Source organism: Streptomyces sp. NPDC059371, assembly GCF_042751995.1.
Classification (GTDB): domain Bacteria; phylum Actinomycetota; class Actinomycetes; order Streptomycetales; family Streptomycetaceae; genus Streptomyces.
In genome coordinates, this window is sequence record NZ_JBHYXD010000026.1 from 27,080 (window position 1) to 43,210 (window position 16,131).

A 16,131-nucleotide genomic window follows, 5' to 3' on the forward strand; every position below is an offset into this window, starting at 1 on the left:
CATGACGACACAGAACAGCGGCGACGTCCGCCTCACCGGGATCAGCAAGACCTACGACAACGGCTTCACCGCCGTGCAACCGCTCGACCTGACCGTGCCACAGGGTTCCTTCTTCGCCCTGCTCGGCGCCTCGGGCTGCGGCAAGACCACCACCCTGCGCATGATCGCCGGTCTGGAGGAACCTTCCTCCGGCACCGTGCACCTTGGCGACCAGGAGGTGACGAACCTGCCGCCGTACAAGCGGCCGGTGAACACCGTCTTCCAGTCGTACGCGCTCTTCCCGCACCTGGACATCTTCGAGAACGTCGCCTTCGGCCTGCGCCGGCGCGGGATCAGGAGCGTCAAGAAGCAGGTCGAGGAGATGCTCGACCTCGTCCAGCTCGGCGAGCAGGCGCGCAAGAAACCCCACCAGCTCTCCGGTGGCCAGCAGCAGCGTGTCGCGGTCGCCCGCGCACTGATCAACCACCCCAAGGTGCTGCTCCTGGACGAGCCGCTCGGCGCCCTCGACCTCAAGCTGCGCCGCCAGATGCAGCTCGAACTCAAGCGGATCCAGACCGAGGTCGGCATCACCTTCGTCCACGTCACGCACGACCAGGAGGAGGCCATGACCATGGCCGACACGGTCGCCGTGATGAACGCGGGCCGTGTCGAACAGCTCGGCTCGCCCGCCGACCTGTACGAGAACCCGCGGACCACGTTCGTCGCCAACTTCCTCGGCACCTCGAACCTCATCGAGGCCGAGGTCGACTCCCGGAGCGGCGGCGACATCGTGCTCAAGGCGGGCGGCGGCAAGCTGGTGCTCCCCGAGGCGCGATGTTCGGCCCCCGCCACGACCGGCGGCAAGGTCCTGGTCGGCGTCCGCCCGGAGAAGATCTCCCTCACGCACGCCGACGACGCCGGCGAGATACCCGTCGGCCGCAACCGGATCACCGGCAAGATCGCCGACTCCAGCTTCATCGGCGTCTCCACGCAGTACGTCATCGACAGCGCCGTGTGCCCCGAGTTCGAGGTCTACGCCCAGAACATCGACCGGGACCCCCGGCTGGTCCCCGGCGCGGACGTCGTCCTGCACTGGAGCCCGGCGCACACCTTCGGCCTCGACAGCGCGCAAGACATCGACGCGGGTGTCGACACGGCCGAGGAGGAGGCCGCCTGATGGCCACCGTCACCGAGGCCGAAGCGCCACCCCTCGTGCCGCGGCCCGAGCCGAAGCCGCCGAAGAAGCGGGGCCGCCTCGTCCCGTACTGGCTGCTGCTGCCCGGACTCCTGTGGCTCGTCGTCTTCTTCGCGCTGCCGATGATCTACCAGGCCTCCACGTCCGTGCAGACGGGCTCCCTGGAGGAGGGCTACAAGGTCACCTGGCACTTCGCGACCTACTGGGACTCGCTCGCCGAGTACTGGCCGCAGTTCCTGCGCTCGGTCTCCTACGCGGCCGCCGCCACCGTCCTGTGCCTGCTGCTCGGCTACCCGCTGGCGTACCTGATCGCCTTCCGCGCGGGCCGCTGGCGCAACCTGATCATGATCCTGGTGATCGCGCCCTTCTTCACCAGCTTCCTGATCCGCACCCTGGCCTGGAAGACGATCCTCGCCGACAGCGGCCCGGTCGTCGGCGCGCTCAACACCCTGCACGTACTCGACGTCACCGACTGGCTCGGCTGGACCGCGGGCGACCGCGTCCTCGCGACACCACTGGCCGTGGTCTGCGGTCTGACGTACAACTTCCTGCCGTTCATGATCCTGCCGCTCTACACCTCGCTGGAGCGCATCGACGGCCGGCTGCACGAGGCCGCGGGCGACCTGTACGCCAGGCCCTGGACGACCTTCCGCAAGGTCACCTTCCCGCTGTCGATGCCGGGCGTGGTCTCCGGAACACTGCTCACCTTCATCCCGGCGGCCGGCGACTACGTCAACGCCGAACTCCTCGGCTCGACCGACACCCGCATGATCGGCAACGTCATCCAGACCCAGTTCCTGAGGATCCTGGACTATCCGACGGCCGCCGCGCTCTCCTTCATTCTCATGGCCGCGATTCTCCTCATGGTCACGGTCTACATCCGCCGGTCGGGGACGGAGGACCTGGTCTAAATGCCCTTCGTCAACTGGTTCAAGCGCCATCTCGTCGTCATCGGGGGACTGCTCACGCTGTCCTATCTACTGCTGCCCAACGTCGTCGTCACCGTGTTCTCCTTCAACAAACCGAAGGGGCGCTTCAATTACGAGTGGCAGCAGTTCTCCACGGACGCCTGGAAGGACCCGTGCGGCGTCGCCGACATGTGCGGCTCGCTCGGACTCAGCCTCCAGATCGCCGTCTGGGCGACGATCGGGGCCACCGTCCTCGGCACGATGATCGCCTTCGCGCTCGTCCGCTACCGCTTCCGCGCACGCGGCGCCGTGAACTCGCTGATCTTCCTGCCGATGGCGATGCCCGAGGTCGTCATGGCCGCCTCGCTGCTCACCCTGTTCCTCAACATGGGCGCCCAGCTCGGCTTCTGGACGATCCTGATCGCCCACATCATGTTCTGCCTCAGCTTCGTCGTGACAGCCGTCAAGGCCCGTGTCATGTCGATGGACCCGAGGCTGGAACAGGCCGCCCAGGACCTCTACGCCGGCCCGGCGCAGACGTTCCTGCGGGTCACCCTGCCCATCGCGGCCCCCGGAATCGCCGCGGGCGCGCTGCTCGCCTTCGCGCTCTCCTTCGACGATTTCATCATCACCAATTTCAACGCGGGCTCGACCGTCACGTTCCCCATGTTCGTCTGGGGTTCGGCACAGCGCGGAACACCCGTTCAGATCAATGTCATCGGCACGGCCATGTTCCTCGTCGCCGTACTGTTCGTCCTGTCCGGAATGATCATCGGAAATCGCCGGAACAGGCAGAAGGCATAACGCCTGTCACCTTTGTAGGGAGTTGAAATCATGGCCCCGAGCGCCATGACCCGTGGTAATCAGTGGACGAAATCCCTTTCCGACGTCCAGCCGGTCTCGTACTGGCTGGACGACCCCGGCAAACCCCACCCCGAGCCCGCGCTCACCGGCGCCGAGACCTGCGACCTGCTCGTCGTCGGCGGCGGCTACAGCGGACTGTGGACCGCGCTGATCGCCAAGGAGCGCGACCCCGGGCGGGATGTCGTCCTGGTGGAGGGGCGCGAGGTGGGCTGGGCCGCCTCGGGCCGCAACGGCGGCTTCTGCGCCGCCTCCCTCACCCACGGTCTGTCCAACGGGCTCACCCGCTGGCCGGACGAGATCGGGAAGCTGGAGGAGCTGGGCGCCCGCAACCTCGACGAGATCGAGGCGGCCGTCGCCCGCTACTCCCTCGACTGCGACTTCGAGCGCAGCGGCGAGATCGACGTCGCCACCGAGCCGCACCAGGCGGCCGAACTGCGAGAATGGCACCAGGAGCTGGAGCGGCGGGGTCTGGCCGACGGCGTCGAGTTCCTCGACACGGCGGCGGTACGGGAACAGGTCGACTCCCCGACCTTCCTGGCCGGACTGCACGACCGCCGCGGGGTCGCCATGCTCCACCCGGCCAAGCTGGCCTGGGGCCTCAAGCGCGCGTGCGTGGAGCTCGGCGTGCGGGTGTACGAGCACACGCCCGCCGTCGCCCTGAAGCCGTCCGGCGCCGGCATGGCCGTCCGCACGCCGTACGGCTCCGTCCGCGCCCGCCGGGTGGCCCTCGGGACCAACATCTTCCCGAACCTGGTCAAGCGCGTCCGCCCGTACACCGTCCCGGTCTACGACTACGCGCTGATGACCGAACCGCTCACGGCCGACCAGCTCACCTCCATCGGCTGGAAGAACCGCCAGGGGCTCGGCGACTCGGCCAACCAGTTCCACTACTTCCGGCTCTCGGCCGACAACCGCATCCTGTGGGGCGGGTACGACGCGATCTACCCGTACGGCGGCCGGGTGCGCGCCGAGTACGACGACCGTCCCGAGACGTACGCCAAGCTCGCCGAGCACTTCTTCACCTGCTTCCCGCAGTTGGAGGGCGTCCGCTTCTCCCACGCCTGGGGCGGCGCGATCGACACCTGCTCCCGGTTCTCGGCGTTCTTCGGCAGCGCGCACCAGGGCAGGGTCGCCTACGCGGCCGGCTACACGGGCCTCGGGGTGGGCGCCACCCGGTTCGGCGCCGACGTGATGCTCGACCTGCTGGCCGGCGAGCGCACCGAACGCACCGAGCTGGAGATGGTCCGCAGGAAGCCGCTGCCGTTCCCGCCCGAGCCGTTCGCCTGGACCGGCATCGCGCTCACCAAATGGTCGCTGGCCCGCGCGGACACGCACGGCGGCCGGCGCAACCTGTGGCTGAAGACGATGGACAGACTGGGCCTCGGCTTCGACAGCTAGGCCGGACACGCCCTGGGGGCACGCGCACCCGGACGTGATCCGGCGTCGGCGCGGTGAACTGAATTCTTTTCAATTCGTCGCCCGAACCCGCGTAATGAACCGCCCGGACCTCCCTCTCCTCTGTGACGCGACCCGCGTCGACACGAGAGGGAGGTTCCGTCATGACAGGGCCCAAGGCGGCGGTCGAGTGGCTGGCATCCGTGGCACCGGACCCCGAGGCCTGCCGCTGGGAATGGGAGCGCAGCCCCCGCGGGGTCGCGCTGCTGCCGGCGGGAAAGGCCTGGGACGTCCTGATCCTGCCGGCCGAGCTCGGCTATCCGACCCTCGACGTCCTGACCCGGGTGCTCGACCAGCCCGGACCGGTGCTCGTCGACTTCGGCGACGCCCGGATGGGCTTCTTCGTGCCCGCGGGCACCGCCGCCAGGTGGCTGGGCACGGGCGTGCGCACGGCGGGCCCCGGTACCTGGATCGTGGTGCCCTACCCGGGACGGTCGACGGCCGGGGTCCGCTGGCTGGTCGCGCCGGACGGCTCGGGCACGCTCACGGATCCGGCGCTGCTCGAACTGGCCATGCACGAGGCCGCGGCGGGCCTCGCCGGGGACGGGGACCGGCGCCGGTGAGGGCGAACGGCGACTGTGCCGGGGAGTGGCGCCGGTGGGGGAGACCGGCGACGGTGGCGGGGAGCGGCGGTGGGTGAGGGGAGCCTGCGCCGGTGAGGGGGAGTCCGGGGCGGCCGTGCGAACTCCGTTGCCTGTCAGGGGTCTTGACAACCGAATTGGTCTGGACCAAGTTGGGCGCGCGCTCCATCCTCCAACTCCCCCATGCCCGGAGGCACTCATGGCCCCCACCAGACACGACAGACCCCTCGCACACCGTCGCCGAAGGCTGCTCGCCGCCTGCGCGGCCACCGTCCTGGCCGTGCCCGGCCTGGTGGCGCTCTCCACCGCCGCCCGGGCGGCCGACGTCAATGTGGCCAAGAACGGCGGCTTCGAGTCGGGCCTGGGCAACTGGACCTGCACGGCGTCCACGATCGTCAGCTCGCCCGTGCACAGCGGCAGTTCGGCGATGACGGCGACCCCGGCCGGCAGTGACTACGCGCAGTGCTCGCAGACCGTGACCGTGAAGCCCGACGCGCAGTACACCCTCTCCGGCTACGTCCGTGGCAGCTACGTCTACCTCGGCGCGACCGGCACCGGCACCACCGACGTCAGCACCTGGACCCCGTCCGCCGCCGACTGGCAGCAGCTCGGCACCACCTTCCGCACCGGCGCGTCCACCACACACGTCACGATCTACACGCACGGCTGGTACGGCACCGGCTCCTACTGGGCCGACGACCTCTCGCTGACCGGCCCCGGCGTCGACGCGGGACAGCCGCCGGCCGCGCCGACCGGGCTGACGGCCGGTCCGGTCACGTCCTCGTCGGTCGGCCTGTCCTGGACGGCGGTGTCCGGCGCGACCGGCTACTCCGTCTACCGCGACGGGGCGAAGGTCCAGAGCGTCACGGGGACCTCGGCCACGGTGAGCGGGCTCACGGCCTCCACCGCGTACTCCTTCCAGGTCGCCGCGACCAATGACGCGGGCGAGTCCGCGAAGTCGGCGACCGTCACCGCGACCACCTCCGCGGGCTCGGGCGGAGGCGGCGGAGGCTCCTCCGACCTGCCCGCGCACGCGCTCGTCGGCTACCTCCACGCGAGCTTCGCCAACGGCGCCGGCTACACGCGCATGGCCGACGTGCCCGCGAGCTGGGACGTGATCGACCTGGCCTTCGGCGAGCCGACCTCGGTCACCTCGGGCGACATCCGCTTCAACCGCTGCCCGGTCAGCGAGTGCCCCACCGTCGAGAGCGACGCGGACTTCAAGGCCGCGATCAAGGCCAAGCAGGCGGCCGGCAAGAAGGTGCTGATCTCGATCGGCGGCCAGAACGGACAGGTCCAGCTCACCACCGCGGCCGCCCGCGACACCTTCGTCTCCTCGGTCTCGAAGATCATCGACACCTATGGCCTGGACGGCCTGGACATCGACTTCGAGGGCCACTCGCTCTCCCTCGACGCGAGCGACACGAACTTCAGGAGCCCGACCACCCCGGTGATCGTCAACCTCATCTCGGCCCTGAAGACCCTGAAGGCCAAGTACGGTTCGAAGTTCGTCCTGAGCATGGCCCCGGAGACCTTCTTCGTCCAGCTCGGCTACCAGTACTACGGCACCGGCAAGTGGGGCGGCCAGGACCCGCGCGCCGGAGCGTACCTCCCGGTGATCCACGCCCTGCGCGACGACCTGACCCTGCTGCACGTCCAGGACTACAACTCCGGGTCGATCATGGGCCTCGACAACCAGTACCACTCCATGGGCGGCGCCGACTTCCACATCGCGATGACCGACATGCTGCTGACCGGCTTCCCGGTGGCGGGCGACGCGAACAACGTCTTCCCGCCCCTGCGCCCCGACCAGATCGCGATCGGCATGCCCGCCACCACCAACGCGGGCAACGGCTACGTCGCCCCGGCCGAGGTCACCAAGACCCTGAACTGCCTGACGAAGAAGACCGACTGCGGCTCGTACGCGACCCACGGAACCTGGCCGGGCCTGCGCGGTCTGATGACGTGGTCGGTCAACTGGGACCGGTACGGAGGCTGGGAGTTCTCACGGAACTTCGACGCGTACTTCGGCTGACGAAGAGCCACAGGGACGACAGCAGCACCGCGCAGAGGCACCAACTGGCCACCACGTCCAGTGGCCAGTGGTAGCCGCGCCGGACCAGGCCGAAGGCCACGCCCGCGTTCAGGGCCACGCACACGCACAGCAGCGCACCGCGGGCGCCCGCGGTGCGGAGCAGGGGAAGGAGGAGCAGGGTCGCCGCGCCGTACGCGACGGCGGCGGTGGCGGTGTGCCCCGAGGGGTAGAAGCCGGTGCCGGGTCCCATGACCGGGGGGCCCGGCCGGGAGACGAGTTCCTTCAGGGGCACGATCACCGCGGGGACGAGAAGCATCAGGACCGCGGCGGCGGCCGGGGGCCGCCACCATCGGTCCAGACCGGTGGCACGGTTCCGCAGGGCGACGAGAACCAGCGCCAGCGCGAGGACCGGGACCGCCACCTGGACGCTGCCCAGGTCGGCGAGCAGTTCGGAGAACCGGTCCGGGTGCACGAGGCCGCCGCTCAGCCGCTCGTCCAGGCTCACGAGCGGACCGCCCGCCGCGACCTGCCAGGTGATGAGCAGGAAGCACAGGCCGGGCAGGCCGAACAGAAGAGGCGTGCGGGACATGGGGGACAGCCTGCCATTGTCCGGAGCCGCCACGGCACGGGCCCGCTCGCCACCGACGGCGGAAGGACCGGAAACGAGCGGAAGGAAGAGGCCCGCGGACGAGCGGGGCCGGGAACCGGCGGACCGAGGGGCCGGGCCGGAGAAGGAGTCGGCCGCCCCGGAACAGGGGGGGTGGTTCCGAGGCGGCCGCCCGGACCGGATGTCGCGCGCCCCGGGGGGTTTGGGGCGGGCGACCGTCCGATCGGTGAGGAGAACCGGAGCCGCAAGCTCCGGGTGTGTGCGCGAGGGCACGACCAGGGCGAAGCCGGGGAGGCCTCGGCCCGGTGCAGCCCACAGTCCCCTGCGGGCGGGTGTATCCCTGATCTGGTTAGAACCTACGGCAGGGGGTGCGCCTCCGACAGACGGATTCGCGTCCCGCCATCCACCTCGCACACCTTCTTCACACGCCCCGACGGGAACGCCGCAGCACCGCGCCCCGGCGGAATCCGCCCATGGGCGGATTCGGGGTCGCGGTGCTGCGGTGCCGTCCGCGTCAGATGCGGGCGAAGGCCTGCTCGATGATGTCGAGACCCTCGTTCAGGAGGTCCTCGCCGATGACCAGCGGGGGCAGGAAGCGGAGGACGTTGCCGTAGGTGCCACAGGTCAGGACCAGCAGGCCCTCCTGGTGGCAGGCCTTGGCGAGCGCGCCGGCCGCCTCCGGGTTCGGCTCCTTGGTGGCCGGGTCCTTGACCAGCTCGATGGCGATCATGGCGCCGCGGCCGCGGACCTCGCCGATGATGTCGAACTTCTCCGCCATGGCGCCGAGGCGGGTCTTCATGACCGACTCGATGTGCTTCGCCTTGGCGTTGAGGTCGAGTTCCTTCATCGTCTCGATCGCGCCGAGCGCGCCGGCGCAGGCCACCGGGTTGCCGCCGTAGGTGCCGCCCAGGCCGCCCGAGTGGGCGGCGTCCATGATCTCGGCGCGGCCCGTCACGGCGGCGAGCGGCAGACCGCCCGCGATGCCCTTGGCGGTCGTGATCAGGTCCGGGACGATGCCCTCGTCCTCACAGGCGAACCACTGGCCGGTGCGGCAGAAGCCGGACTGGATCTCGTCCGCGACGAAGACGATGCCGTTGTCCTTGGCGAACTGGCTGATGGCCGGCAGGAAGCCCTTCGCGGGCTCGATGAAGCCGCCCTCGCCGAGCAGCGGCTCGATGATGATCGCGGCGACGTTGTCGGCGCCGATCTGCTTGTTGATCATATCGATGGCCTGGGCGGACGCCTCGGCGCCGGCGTTCTGCGGGCCCGTCAGCCAGCGGTAGCCGTAGGCGACCGGCACGCGGTAGACCTCGGGCGCGAACGGACCGAAGCCGTTCTTGTACGGCATGTTCTTGGCGGTCAGCGCCATCGTCAGGTTCGTCCGGCCGTGGTAGCCGTGATCGAAGACGACGACGGCCTGGCGCTTGGTGTACGCGCGGGCGATCTTGACGGCGTTCTCGACGGCCTCGGCGCCCGAGTTGAACAGGGCGGACTTCTTGGCGTGGTCGCCCGGGGTCAGCTCGGCGAGCGCCTCGGCGACGGCGACGTACCCCTCGTACGGCGTGACCATGAAGCAGGTGTGGGTGAAGTCCTGGAGCTGGGCGGAGGCCCGGCGCACGACGGCCTCGGCGCTCGCGCCGACCGACGTCACGGCGATGCCGGAGCCGAAGTCGATGAGGCGGTTGCCGTCGACGTCCTCGATGATCCCGCCGCCGGCGCGCGTGGTGAAGACGGGGAGCACCGACCCCACACCGGCCGCGACCACGGCGGTGCGGCGGGCCTGCAGCTCCTGCGACTTCGGGCCGGGGATGGCGGTGACGACGCGGCGCTCCTGCGGAAGTGCGGTCATGAGGGGCTCCCTGATGATCTTGCGAACCGGACGGTCCCCGGCGGATGCGGGGCGGTCCGGGCGGGGGGTTTTCGGACGCTTGCCTTGTTTCTTCGCAGGCTAGAGCCGAGGAGGGGGGCTCGGCATGCGCCATGTGGGCGTTGTCGGAGGAATCCGTTGTCCGCGATGGACATAGAGGAGCGGACGCGCGGTCCTCCCGTCCCACCGCGGGCCCGGCCGCGTAAACGGTGAACTCGCCCCGCGGGACCACTAGATTGGCCTGAGAGCGACAGGCGGACTGGCTGGTCAGGGGGGCGCACACGATGGACTTCGACGGTACGCGCGACGCACGTGGCACGCATGCCGATCCCGTGCCTCGTCCGGCCGCACCCCCCGGGGCCGTCCCCGGGAGCGCTCCGCCCAGGCCCGCGGGCCCGCCGCCCCCGCCGCCCGGCCCGCCGGCGGCCCGCCCCGCCGTGCGCGACTGGCTCAACGCGCCCCGCCCCGACGCCGCCCTCGGGATCTGGCGGTACGGATACGTCGCCCCCCGCGAGTCCAGGGAGCGCCGGCGCCTGCCCTCCGTGACGGTCGTCGGCCTGGTGATCCCCCTGGTGCTCGGGCTCGTCGTCTGGTCCCTGTGGCGCCGGGGGAACGTCCCCTACCAACTGGTCGTGCTGAAACTGTTCACGCCGGACGACTGGTGGTGGGGCGGGACGACCGCCCCGAAGTCCTGGCAGGGCGTGGACGCGATCGTCGTCTACGACGGCCTCTTCTTCGCCGCGCTGATCTACGCGATGGGACGCCTCGGAAGCTGGCGCGAGATCGCCCATCACTTCGTCGTCCAGCGCGCGCAGCCCGGCCGGGCTCTCCTCGCGGCCCTGGCGGCCCTGCTGACCCTGACGTTCGTCTGGCCGGACGCCTTCCCGGGCGTCGGGTGGGAGCCCCTGCCGATCGTCAATCCGGTGCTGTCCCTGGTGGCGCTGATCGCCGGCGGTGACGACGTGTTCGAGTCGCCGGCGATCAGCTACGGCGTGTACACCCTGATCACCGTGCTCGTCGTGCTGCCCTTCGCCAAGCTGGGCGGATGGTGGCCGCTCGCCAAGGAGCGGTTCGGTTCCCGGCCGGCCGCGGCCGGCACCGCGGCGGCGACGGCCCAGGCCGAGCCGGCGGAGCCGTCCGGGCCTCCGGCCGAATGGCCCGAGCTGAGGGCGACCGGACAGCACAAGGCGGCGGAACTGCTGTCCTCCGAAATACTGACCGAACGCATGAACGACGTCGACTGCGCGAGGATCCTGCGCGCCTGGACCACGGCCAAGCGCGACGGACAGCTCGGCGTCTTCAGCGACACCGTGCTGCGCCGCGGCGCCGCGGCCTGGACCCATCCCTCCGGAGCCCGCGACCTGCCCGTCCGCGCCGCCTCCCACGACCTGCTCGCGGGCCAGGTGCGGCTCGGCCGGTGGGTCGCCAGGGAACGCACCCCGCTCGCCTACTCCGGCGCGGGCACCGCCCTCGGCCCGGCGACCCTCGGCACCTCCCTCCTCGCCGTCGGACCGGCCGGTTCCGGGAAGACGCGCCACCTCGTCGGACCCGTCGCCGAATCCCTTGGACTGCAGGCACTCACCGCGCGCTGCGCCGTCGTCGTCGTGGCCGCCGCCGGGACGCCGGTGGGCCCCGAGGCGTCGTACGACGTCGTCGTGAAGCTCGGCGACCCCGAGTCGGTCCACGACCTGGACCTGTACGCCGACTGCGACGACGCCGACGAAGCCGCCGCGTTCCTGGCGGAAGGCCTGGTCGGCGGCGTCGACGGCGTCGACGTCCGGCGCGCCGCCACGGCCCTGGCCCAGTTGCTCGGTCCCTACCGTGCCGTGCACGGCACGTTCCCCACGATCCCCGTGCTGCGCGAACTGCTCGAAGGAGTGCCCGCGCTGCTGGAGCCCCTGCGGCAGGACCTGTCGGCAGGGGGCCACCCCGCGATGCTCCGCGAACTGGAGGCACGGCTGCGGCAGAGCGGCGGCCCGAACGACCCCGGCCCGGTACTGGCCGACCGGCTGGCGCTGCTGGACCGGCCCGTCTTCGCGGACTTCTTCGGCTCCGGCGCGAGCGCCCGGCCGTTCTCGCTCCGGGCGGTGGCCCATCATCCGCTCCGCGTCCGGGTCGACCTGCCGGAACGCGGCTACGAAGAGGCGTCGCAGCTCGTCACCCGGCTCCTGCTCGCCCAGTTCGCCGCCGTCGTCCGCGGTGGCGACCGGCGCGGGCACTTCGCCTGCCTGGTCCTCGACGACGCGACCGGCGCCCTGACCGCCGAGACCGTACGCCGCATCCAGGGCCTGCGGGCGCACAACGCCGGAGTGGTCCTCGCCCTGCGGACCATCGGCGACATCCCCGAGGCCCTGCACGGACCGTTGTACGGCGCGGTCGGCTGCCGCATGGCCTTCTCCGGCGTCACGACCTGGGACGGCGGCCGCTTCGCGGAGTCGTGGGGCACCGAGTGGGTGGAGGCACGCGACGTGGCCAAGCACACCGTCTTCGCCGACCAGCCCATGACCCGGGCCATCCACGCGCTGCGCAAGCTGGTGACCGGCAAGGCGGTGACCACGGACGCCGTGACCGTGCGTCAGGTCGAGCGGGAGCGCTGGTCCGCCTCCGAACTGGCCCACGCGGTCCCGCCCGGCCACGCCGTACTGTCGCTGACCAGCGTGAAGGGGGAGCACGCCCCGCCGCTGCTGGTGGACCTGCGGGGCTGAGGGCCGGCCGGACGCGGGGAGACGGGAACACAGGGGCACGGGAACACGGGGCCGAGGGTCGGCCGGGCGTACGGACAGAGGCGACCCGCTGACCAGGGCGTATGGGGATGAACGCACACGGCGACCGTACGGTGAGGCAGAATCGACACAGGCCGTTCATACGCCGCGGCCAAAAGATCACAGAGATCACCGAGCTCACACCGACCTGAAGGCCCCATGCCCCCCACGCTCGCCTCGCTCGTCCACCACTCCGCGCTCAAGCTCACGGTGCGTGCGGGCGAGGACCGCCTGGACGTGCCCGTCCGCTGGGCCCATGTCAGCGAGCTCGCCGACCCCGTGCCGTACATGGAGGGCGGGGAACTGCTGCTGATCACCGCGCTCAAGCTGGACGCGGACGATCCCGAGGTCATGCGGCGGTACGTGAAGCGGCTGGCCGGCGCCGGAGTCGTCGGGATCGGCTTCGCCGTCGGGGTCAACTACGACGAGATCCCGAAGGCCCTCGTCGACGCGGCCGAGGAGGAGGGCCTGCCGCTCCTCGAAGTGCCCCGCCGCACCCCGTTCCTCGCCATCAGCAAGGCCGTGTCCGCCGCCATCGCCGCGGACCAGTACCGGGCCGTCACCGCGGGGTTCGCCGCACAGCGCGAGCTCACCAAGCAGGCCCTGAACGACGGCCCCGAGGGACTGCTCGCCGCCCTCGCCGGACAGGTCGACGGATGGGCGGCGCTCTACGACGCGTCCGGCGCCGTCGTCGCCGCCGCACCCGACTGGGCGGGACGCCGCGCCGCCCGGCTCACCCCGGACGTGGAGCGGCTGCGGGAACGGCCCGCCCCCGCGAGCTCCGTGGTGGGCGGGGAGGACCGCGTCGAACTGCACTCCCTCGGAACGGGACGCAGACCGCGCGCCGCGCTCGCCGTCGGAACCGCCGGCGCCCTCGGAACCTCCGAGCGCTACGCCGTGCACTCGGCCATCGCCCTGCTGACCCTGACCACCGAACGCTCGCGGTCGCTGCACGCCGCCGAGCAGCGGATCGGCGCGGCCGTGCTCGGGATGCTGCTGGCCGGGGAACCCGACCACGCGCGGGCCGTCGCCGGAGACCTGTACGGCGAACTGCTCGACGCCCCCTTCCGGCTGATCATCGCCGAGTCGGTGTCCGGGTCGGCCGGCCGTGCGCACGCCGACGGGCACGCGCGCGTGGGTGCCGCCGCGCCCGCGAAGACCGCCGTCGCCGTGCCCGACGTCAACGGCGATCCGCTGGGCGGCCTCGCGGAGGTCGTCGAATCCGCCGCCGCGCGGTCGGGCGAGTCCGTGCTCGTCGTGCCCGACGGGGAACGGCTGGTCGTGCTCGCCGTGGACGGCGGTGCCGCCGTCGCGGCCTGCGGGGACTACGCCGTCGGACTGGAGTCCGCGCGGGCCGTCCCGCGCGAGAAGTCCGCCGGGACCGCGGGCGACGAGGACGAACTCGTCGTCGGGCTCTCGGCCCCCGCCGGACCGATCGCCGCCCGCGCCGCCTACAAACAGGCCGAACAGGCCCTGTCCGTCGCCCGGCGGCGGGGCAGGGTCCTCGTCGAGCACGAGGAACTGGCGGCCGGGTCCGTCCTGCCGCTGCTCGCGGACGACGCCGTGCGGGCGTTCGCCGACGGGCTCCTGCGGGCCCTCCACGATCACGACGCCACCGGCCGCGGGGACCTCGTCGCCTCGCTGCGGGCCTGGCTGTCCCGGCACGGGCAGTGGGACGCGGCGGCCGCCGACCTGGGTGTCCACCGGCACACGCTGCGCTACCGGATGCGCCGGGTCGAGGAGATCCTCGGCCGCTCCCTGGACGACCCCGACGTCCGGATGGAACTCTGGCTGGCCTTGAAGACCACGGCCGCACCCGGGGAGTGAACGCGCTCGGCCGCTGACGGCTGCCGCCGAGAGGATCACGCGAGGACCAGGGGGATCCGGCTCGGTGTTCCCTTGGGGACCAGGGGGATCCGGCTCGGCGTTCGCCTGGGGACCAGGGGGATCCGGCTCGGCGTTCGCCTGGGGACCAGAGGGATCCGGCTCGGCGTTCGCCTGGAGCGAGGCTCGATCTGACCCTGCCGATCAGTCCAAACCGGCGTATCCCGCCCCCCGACTGTTACGCGTCGGACAAACGACCCATGCTGGTCGCGGCCCTACCGTGGTCGGGAGAGCAGCACCAGCGGGAAATCAGCAGGAACACCCCCCATCGTCACCCCATACGGAAGGGCCGGGACTCGCAAAATGACTTCCACCCACGCCTTCTGGCTCGCCGGCCGCCAGGCCACCGGCGAGACCACCTTCGACGTCACCTCGCCGTGGGACGGCCGCCTCGTCGGTCAGGTCAGCGTGCCCACCGAGGCCCAGGTCGAGGAGGCCGTGGCCGCCGCGTACGCCGTGCGCGACGAGTTCGCCGCGACCCCGGCCCATGTACGCGCCGCCGCCCTCGACCACGTCTCGCGTCGGCTGGCCGAGCGCACCGAGGAGATCGCCCAGCTGATCTCCGCCGAGAACGGCAAGCCGATCAAGTGGGCCCGCGGCGAGGTCGGCCGCGCGGTGTCCGTGTTCCGGTTCGCCGCGGAGGAGGCCCGCCGTTTCAACGGCGGCGAGGCGCAGCGCCTCGACACCGACGCGGGCGGCCAGGGCCGACTGGCTCTCACGCGCCGCTTCCCCAAGGGTGTCGTCCTCGGTATCGCGCCCTTCAACTTCCCGCTGAACCTGTGCGCCCACAAGGTCGCCCCGGCCATCGCCGCGGGTGCCCCGATCATCCTCAAGCCGGCGCCCGCGACCCCGCTGTCCGGCCTGATCCTCGGTGACCTGCTGGCCGAGACCGCTCTGCCCGCCGGCTCCTGGAGCATCCTGCCGGTCGCCAACGACAAGATGCCCGCCCTGGTCCAGGACGAGCGCCTTCCCGTCATCTCCTTCACCGGTTCCGAGACCGTCGGTTACGCGATCATGGACTCGGTGCCGCGCAAGCACTGCACCCTGGAGCTGGGCGGCAACGGCGCGGCCGTCGTCCTCGCCGACTTCGCGAGCGACGCGGACCTGGACTGGGCCGCGACCCGGATCGCGACCTTCTCCAACTACCAGGGCGGCCAGTCCTGCATCTCGGTGCAGCGCGTGATCGCGGACGCCGCGGTGTACGAGCGCCTGCTGCCGCGCATCGTCGCCGCCGTCGAGGCCCAGGTCACCGGCGACCCGTCCGACGACACGACGGATGTCGGCCCGCTGGTCAGCGAGGCCGCCGCCGAGCGCGTCGAGTCCTGGGTGGACGAGGCCGTCGCGGCAGGCGCCATGCTGCTCACCGGCGGCAAGCGCGACGGCGCCTCCTACGCCCCGACCGTCCTCGCGGACGTTCCGGCCGACGTCACGATCTCCTGCGAGGAGGTCTTCGGACCGGTCCTGACCGTGCAGAAGGTGGACGGCGAGGCGGCTGCCTTCGAGGCCGCCAACAACTCCAAGTACGGCCTCCAGACCGGCGTGTTCACGCACGACCTGCAGACCGCGTTCCGCGCGCACCGCGCCCTGGAGGTGGGCGGCGTCGTGATCGGCGACGTTCCGTCCTACCGCGCCGACCAGATGCCGTACGGCGGTGCCAAGCAGTCCGGTGTCGGCCGTGAGGGCGTCACGTTCGCGATGGACGACTACACCTACGAGCGCGTGCTCGTGCTGACGGGTCTCGCACTCTGACGGAGACCCACCCGAGGCCGACGGCCCGAGCCCACACTGTGCGGGGGCTCGGGCCGTCTGCTTTTCCGCCCCGGGCAAGGGAGTTCAGGGCTGGACGGAGCCCGGCCGCGAGTGCCGCGGTGCCCGATGCCGGGGTTGCGTCGTGCGGCGGGAAACCTGAGTACGAGGTCGTCGGACGTGACCGAAAACGACATGTCTAGTGACAATCGTTTTCAGCTAACGTCGTCGGAGAGGGGGCCCGGCAC

At 71.4% G+C, this 16,131-nt stretch carries 11 protein-coding genes; 9 read left to right on the forward strand and 2 right to left on the reverse strand.

The genetic code is table 11. The features are described 5' to 3' along the window. The first annotated feature begins 1 nt into the window (after position 1). The 6 genes from ACFXGX_RS17320 (at position 2) to ACFXGX_RS17345 (ending at position 7,017) form a co-directional block, all read left to right on the forward strand. The gene (locus ACFXGX_RS17320; RefSeq protein ID WP_384791245.1) at positions 2 to 1,156 is read left to right on the forward strand and encodes an ABC transporter ATP-binding protein; all 1,155 of its coding nucleotides are present in this window, start codon (positions 2 to 4) and stop codon (positions 1,154 to 1,156) included. Then, on the forward strand, positions 1,156 to 2,085 hold the full coding sequence (locus ACFXGX_RS17325) for an ABC transporter permease (protein WP_384791248.1): 930 nt from the start codon (positions 1,156 to 1,158) through the stop codon (positions 2,083 to 2,085). Before ACFXGX_RS17320 ends, ACFXGX_RS17325 begins: the two co-directional genes overlap by 1 nt. Next, positions 2,086 to 2,886 carry an ABC transporter permease gene (locus tag ACFXGX_RS17330; protein WP_384791251.1) on the forward strand — a complete coding sequence of 267 codons (801 nt, stop codon included), beginning with the start codon at positions 2,086 to 2,088 and terminating at the stop codon, positions 2,884 to 2,886. It abuts the gene before it with no gap. A gap of 30 nt (positions 2,887 to 2,916) precedes the next feature. Next, positions 2,917 to 4,344 (forward strand): NAD(P)/FAD-dependent oxidoreductase, encoded by a 1,428-nt coding sequence (locus tag ACFXGX_RS17335; protein WP_384791253.1) that lies wholly within the window; start codon positions 2,917 to 2,919, stop codon positions 4,342 to 4,344. A gap of 161 nt (positions 4,345 to 4,505) precedes the next feature. After that, positions 4,506 to 4,964, forward strand: coding sequence for a hypothetical protein (locus tag ACFXGX_RS17340; protein ID WP_355762678.1), 459 nt, complete (start codon positions 4,506 to 4,508; stop codon positions 4,962 to 4,964). A 217-nt stretch (positions 4,965 to 5,181) separates the two neighbouring features. Next, the gene (locus ACFXGX_RS17345) at positions 5,182 to 7,017 is read left to right on the forward strand and encodes a chitinase (RefSeq protein ID WP_384791256.1); all 1,836 of its coding nucleotides are present in this window, start codon (positions 5,182 to 5,184) and stop codon (positions 7,015 to 7,017) included. On the opposite strand, the gene ACFXGX_RS17350 is transcribed toward ACFXGX_RS17345, so the two are convergent. Then, entirely contained in the window at positions 6,956 to 7,606 is a 651-nt protein-coding gene (locus ACFXGX_RS17350) for a phosphatase PAP2 family protein (RefSeq protein WP_384791259.1), read from the reverse strand. The genes ACFXGX_RS17345 and ACFXGX_RS17350 overlap by 62 nt on opposite strands. A 532-nt stretch (positions 7,607 to 8,138) precedes the next feature. Continuing rightward, entirely contained in the window at positions 8,139 to 9,473 is a 1,335-nt protein-coding gene (gene gabT / locus ACFXGX_RS17355) for a 4-aminobutyrate--2-oxoglutarate transaminase (RefSeq protein ID WP_384791262.1), read from the reverse strand. 302 nt (positions 9,474 to 9,775) lie between these two features. On the opposite strand from gabT, the gene ACFXGX_RS17360 reads away from it, so the two are divergent. The 3 genes from ACFXGX_RS17360 to ACFXGX_RS17370 all read left to right on the forward strand — a co-directional run bounded on the left by ACFXGX_RS17360 (position 9,776) and on the right by ACFXGX_RS17370 (position 15,886). Continuing rightward, positions 9,776 to 12,196, forward strand: coding sequence for an ATP/GTP-binding protein (locus ACFXGX_RS17360; RefSeq protein WP_384791265.1), 2,421 nt, complete (start codon positions 9,776 to 9,778; stop codon positions 12,194 to 12,196). A 216-nt stretch (positions 12,197 to 12,412) separates the two neighbouring features. Next, positions 12,413 to 14,080, forward strand: a complete 1,668-nt coding sequence (locus tag ACFXGX_RS17365; RefSeq protein WP_384791268.1) for a PucR family transcriptional regulator — start codon at positions 12,413 to 12,415, stop codon at positions 14,078 to 14,080. Positions 14,081 to 14,440: 360 nt separating this feature from the next. Next, positions 14,441 to 15,886: an aldehyde dehydrogenase family protein gene (locus tag ACFXGX_RS17370; protein WP_384791271.1), complete on the forward strand. Its 1,446-nt coding sequence runs from the start codon at positions 14,441 to 14,443 to the stop codon at positions 15,884 to 15,886. Positions 15,887 to 16,131: the final 245 nt, after the last annotated feature.

Bases quoted from the DNA above. Each gene is read 5' to 3' on its own strand.
- ACFXGX_RS17345 (WP_384791256.1), top strand. From the start codon at position 5,182: ATGGCCCCCACCAGACACGACAGACCCCTCGCACACCGTCGCCGAAGG.
- gabT (WP_384791262.1), bottom strand. From the start codon at position 9,473: ATGACCGCACTTCCGCAGGAGCGCCGCGTCGTCACCGCCATCCCCGGC.
- ACFXGX_RS17335 (WP_384791253.1), top strand. From the start codon at position 2,917: ATGGCCCCGAGCGCCATGACCCGTGGTAATCAGTGGACGAAATCCCTT.
- ACFXGX_RS17360 (WP_384791265.1), top strand. From the start codon at position 9,776: ATGGACTTCGACGGTACGCGCGACGCACGTGGCACGCATGCCGATCCC.
- ACFXGX_RS17320 (WP_384791245.1), top strand. From the start codon at position 2: ATGACGACACAGAACAGCGGCGACGTCCGCCTCACCGGGATCAGCAAG.
- ACFXGX_RS17325 (WP_384791248.1), top strand. From the start codon at position 1,156: ATGGCCACCGTCACCGAGGCCGAAGCGCCACCCCTCGTGCCGCGGCCC.
- ACFXGX_RS17365 (WP_384791268.1), top strand. From the start codon at position 12,413: ATGCCCCCCACGCTCGCCTCGCTCGTCCACCACTCCGCGCTCAAGCTC.
- ACFXGX_RS17370 (WP_384791271.1), top strand. From the start codon at position 14,441: ATGACTTCCACCCACGCCTTCTGGCTCGCCGGCCGCCAGGCCACCGGC.
- ACFXGX_RS17340 (WP_355762678.1), top strand. From the start codon at position 4,506: ATGACAGGGCCCAAGGCGGCGGTCGAGTGGCTGGCATCCGTGGCACCG.
- ACFXGX_RS17330 (WP_384791251.1), top strand. From the start codon at position 2,086: ATGCCCTTCGTCAACTGGTTCAAGCGCCATCTCGTCGTCATCGGGGGA.
- ACFXGX_RS17350 (WP_384791259.1), bottom strand. From the start codon at position 7,606: ATGTCCCGCACGCCTCTTCTGTTCGGCCTGCCCGGCCTGTGCTTCCTG.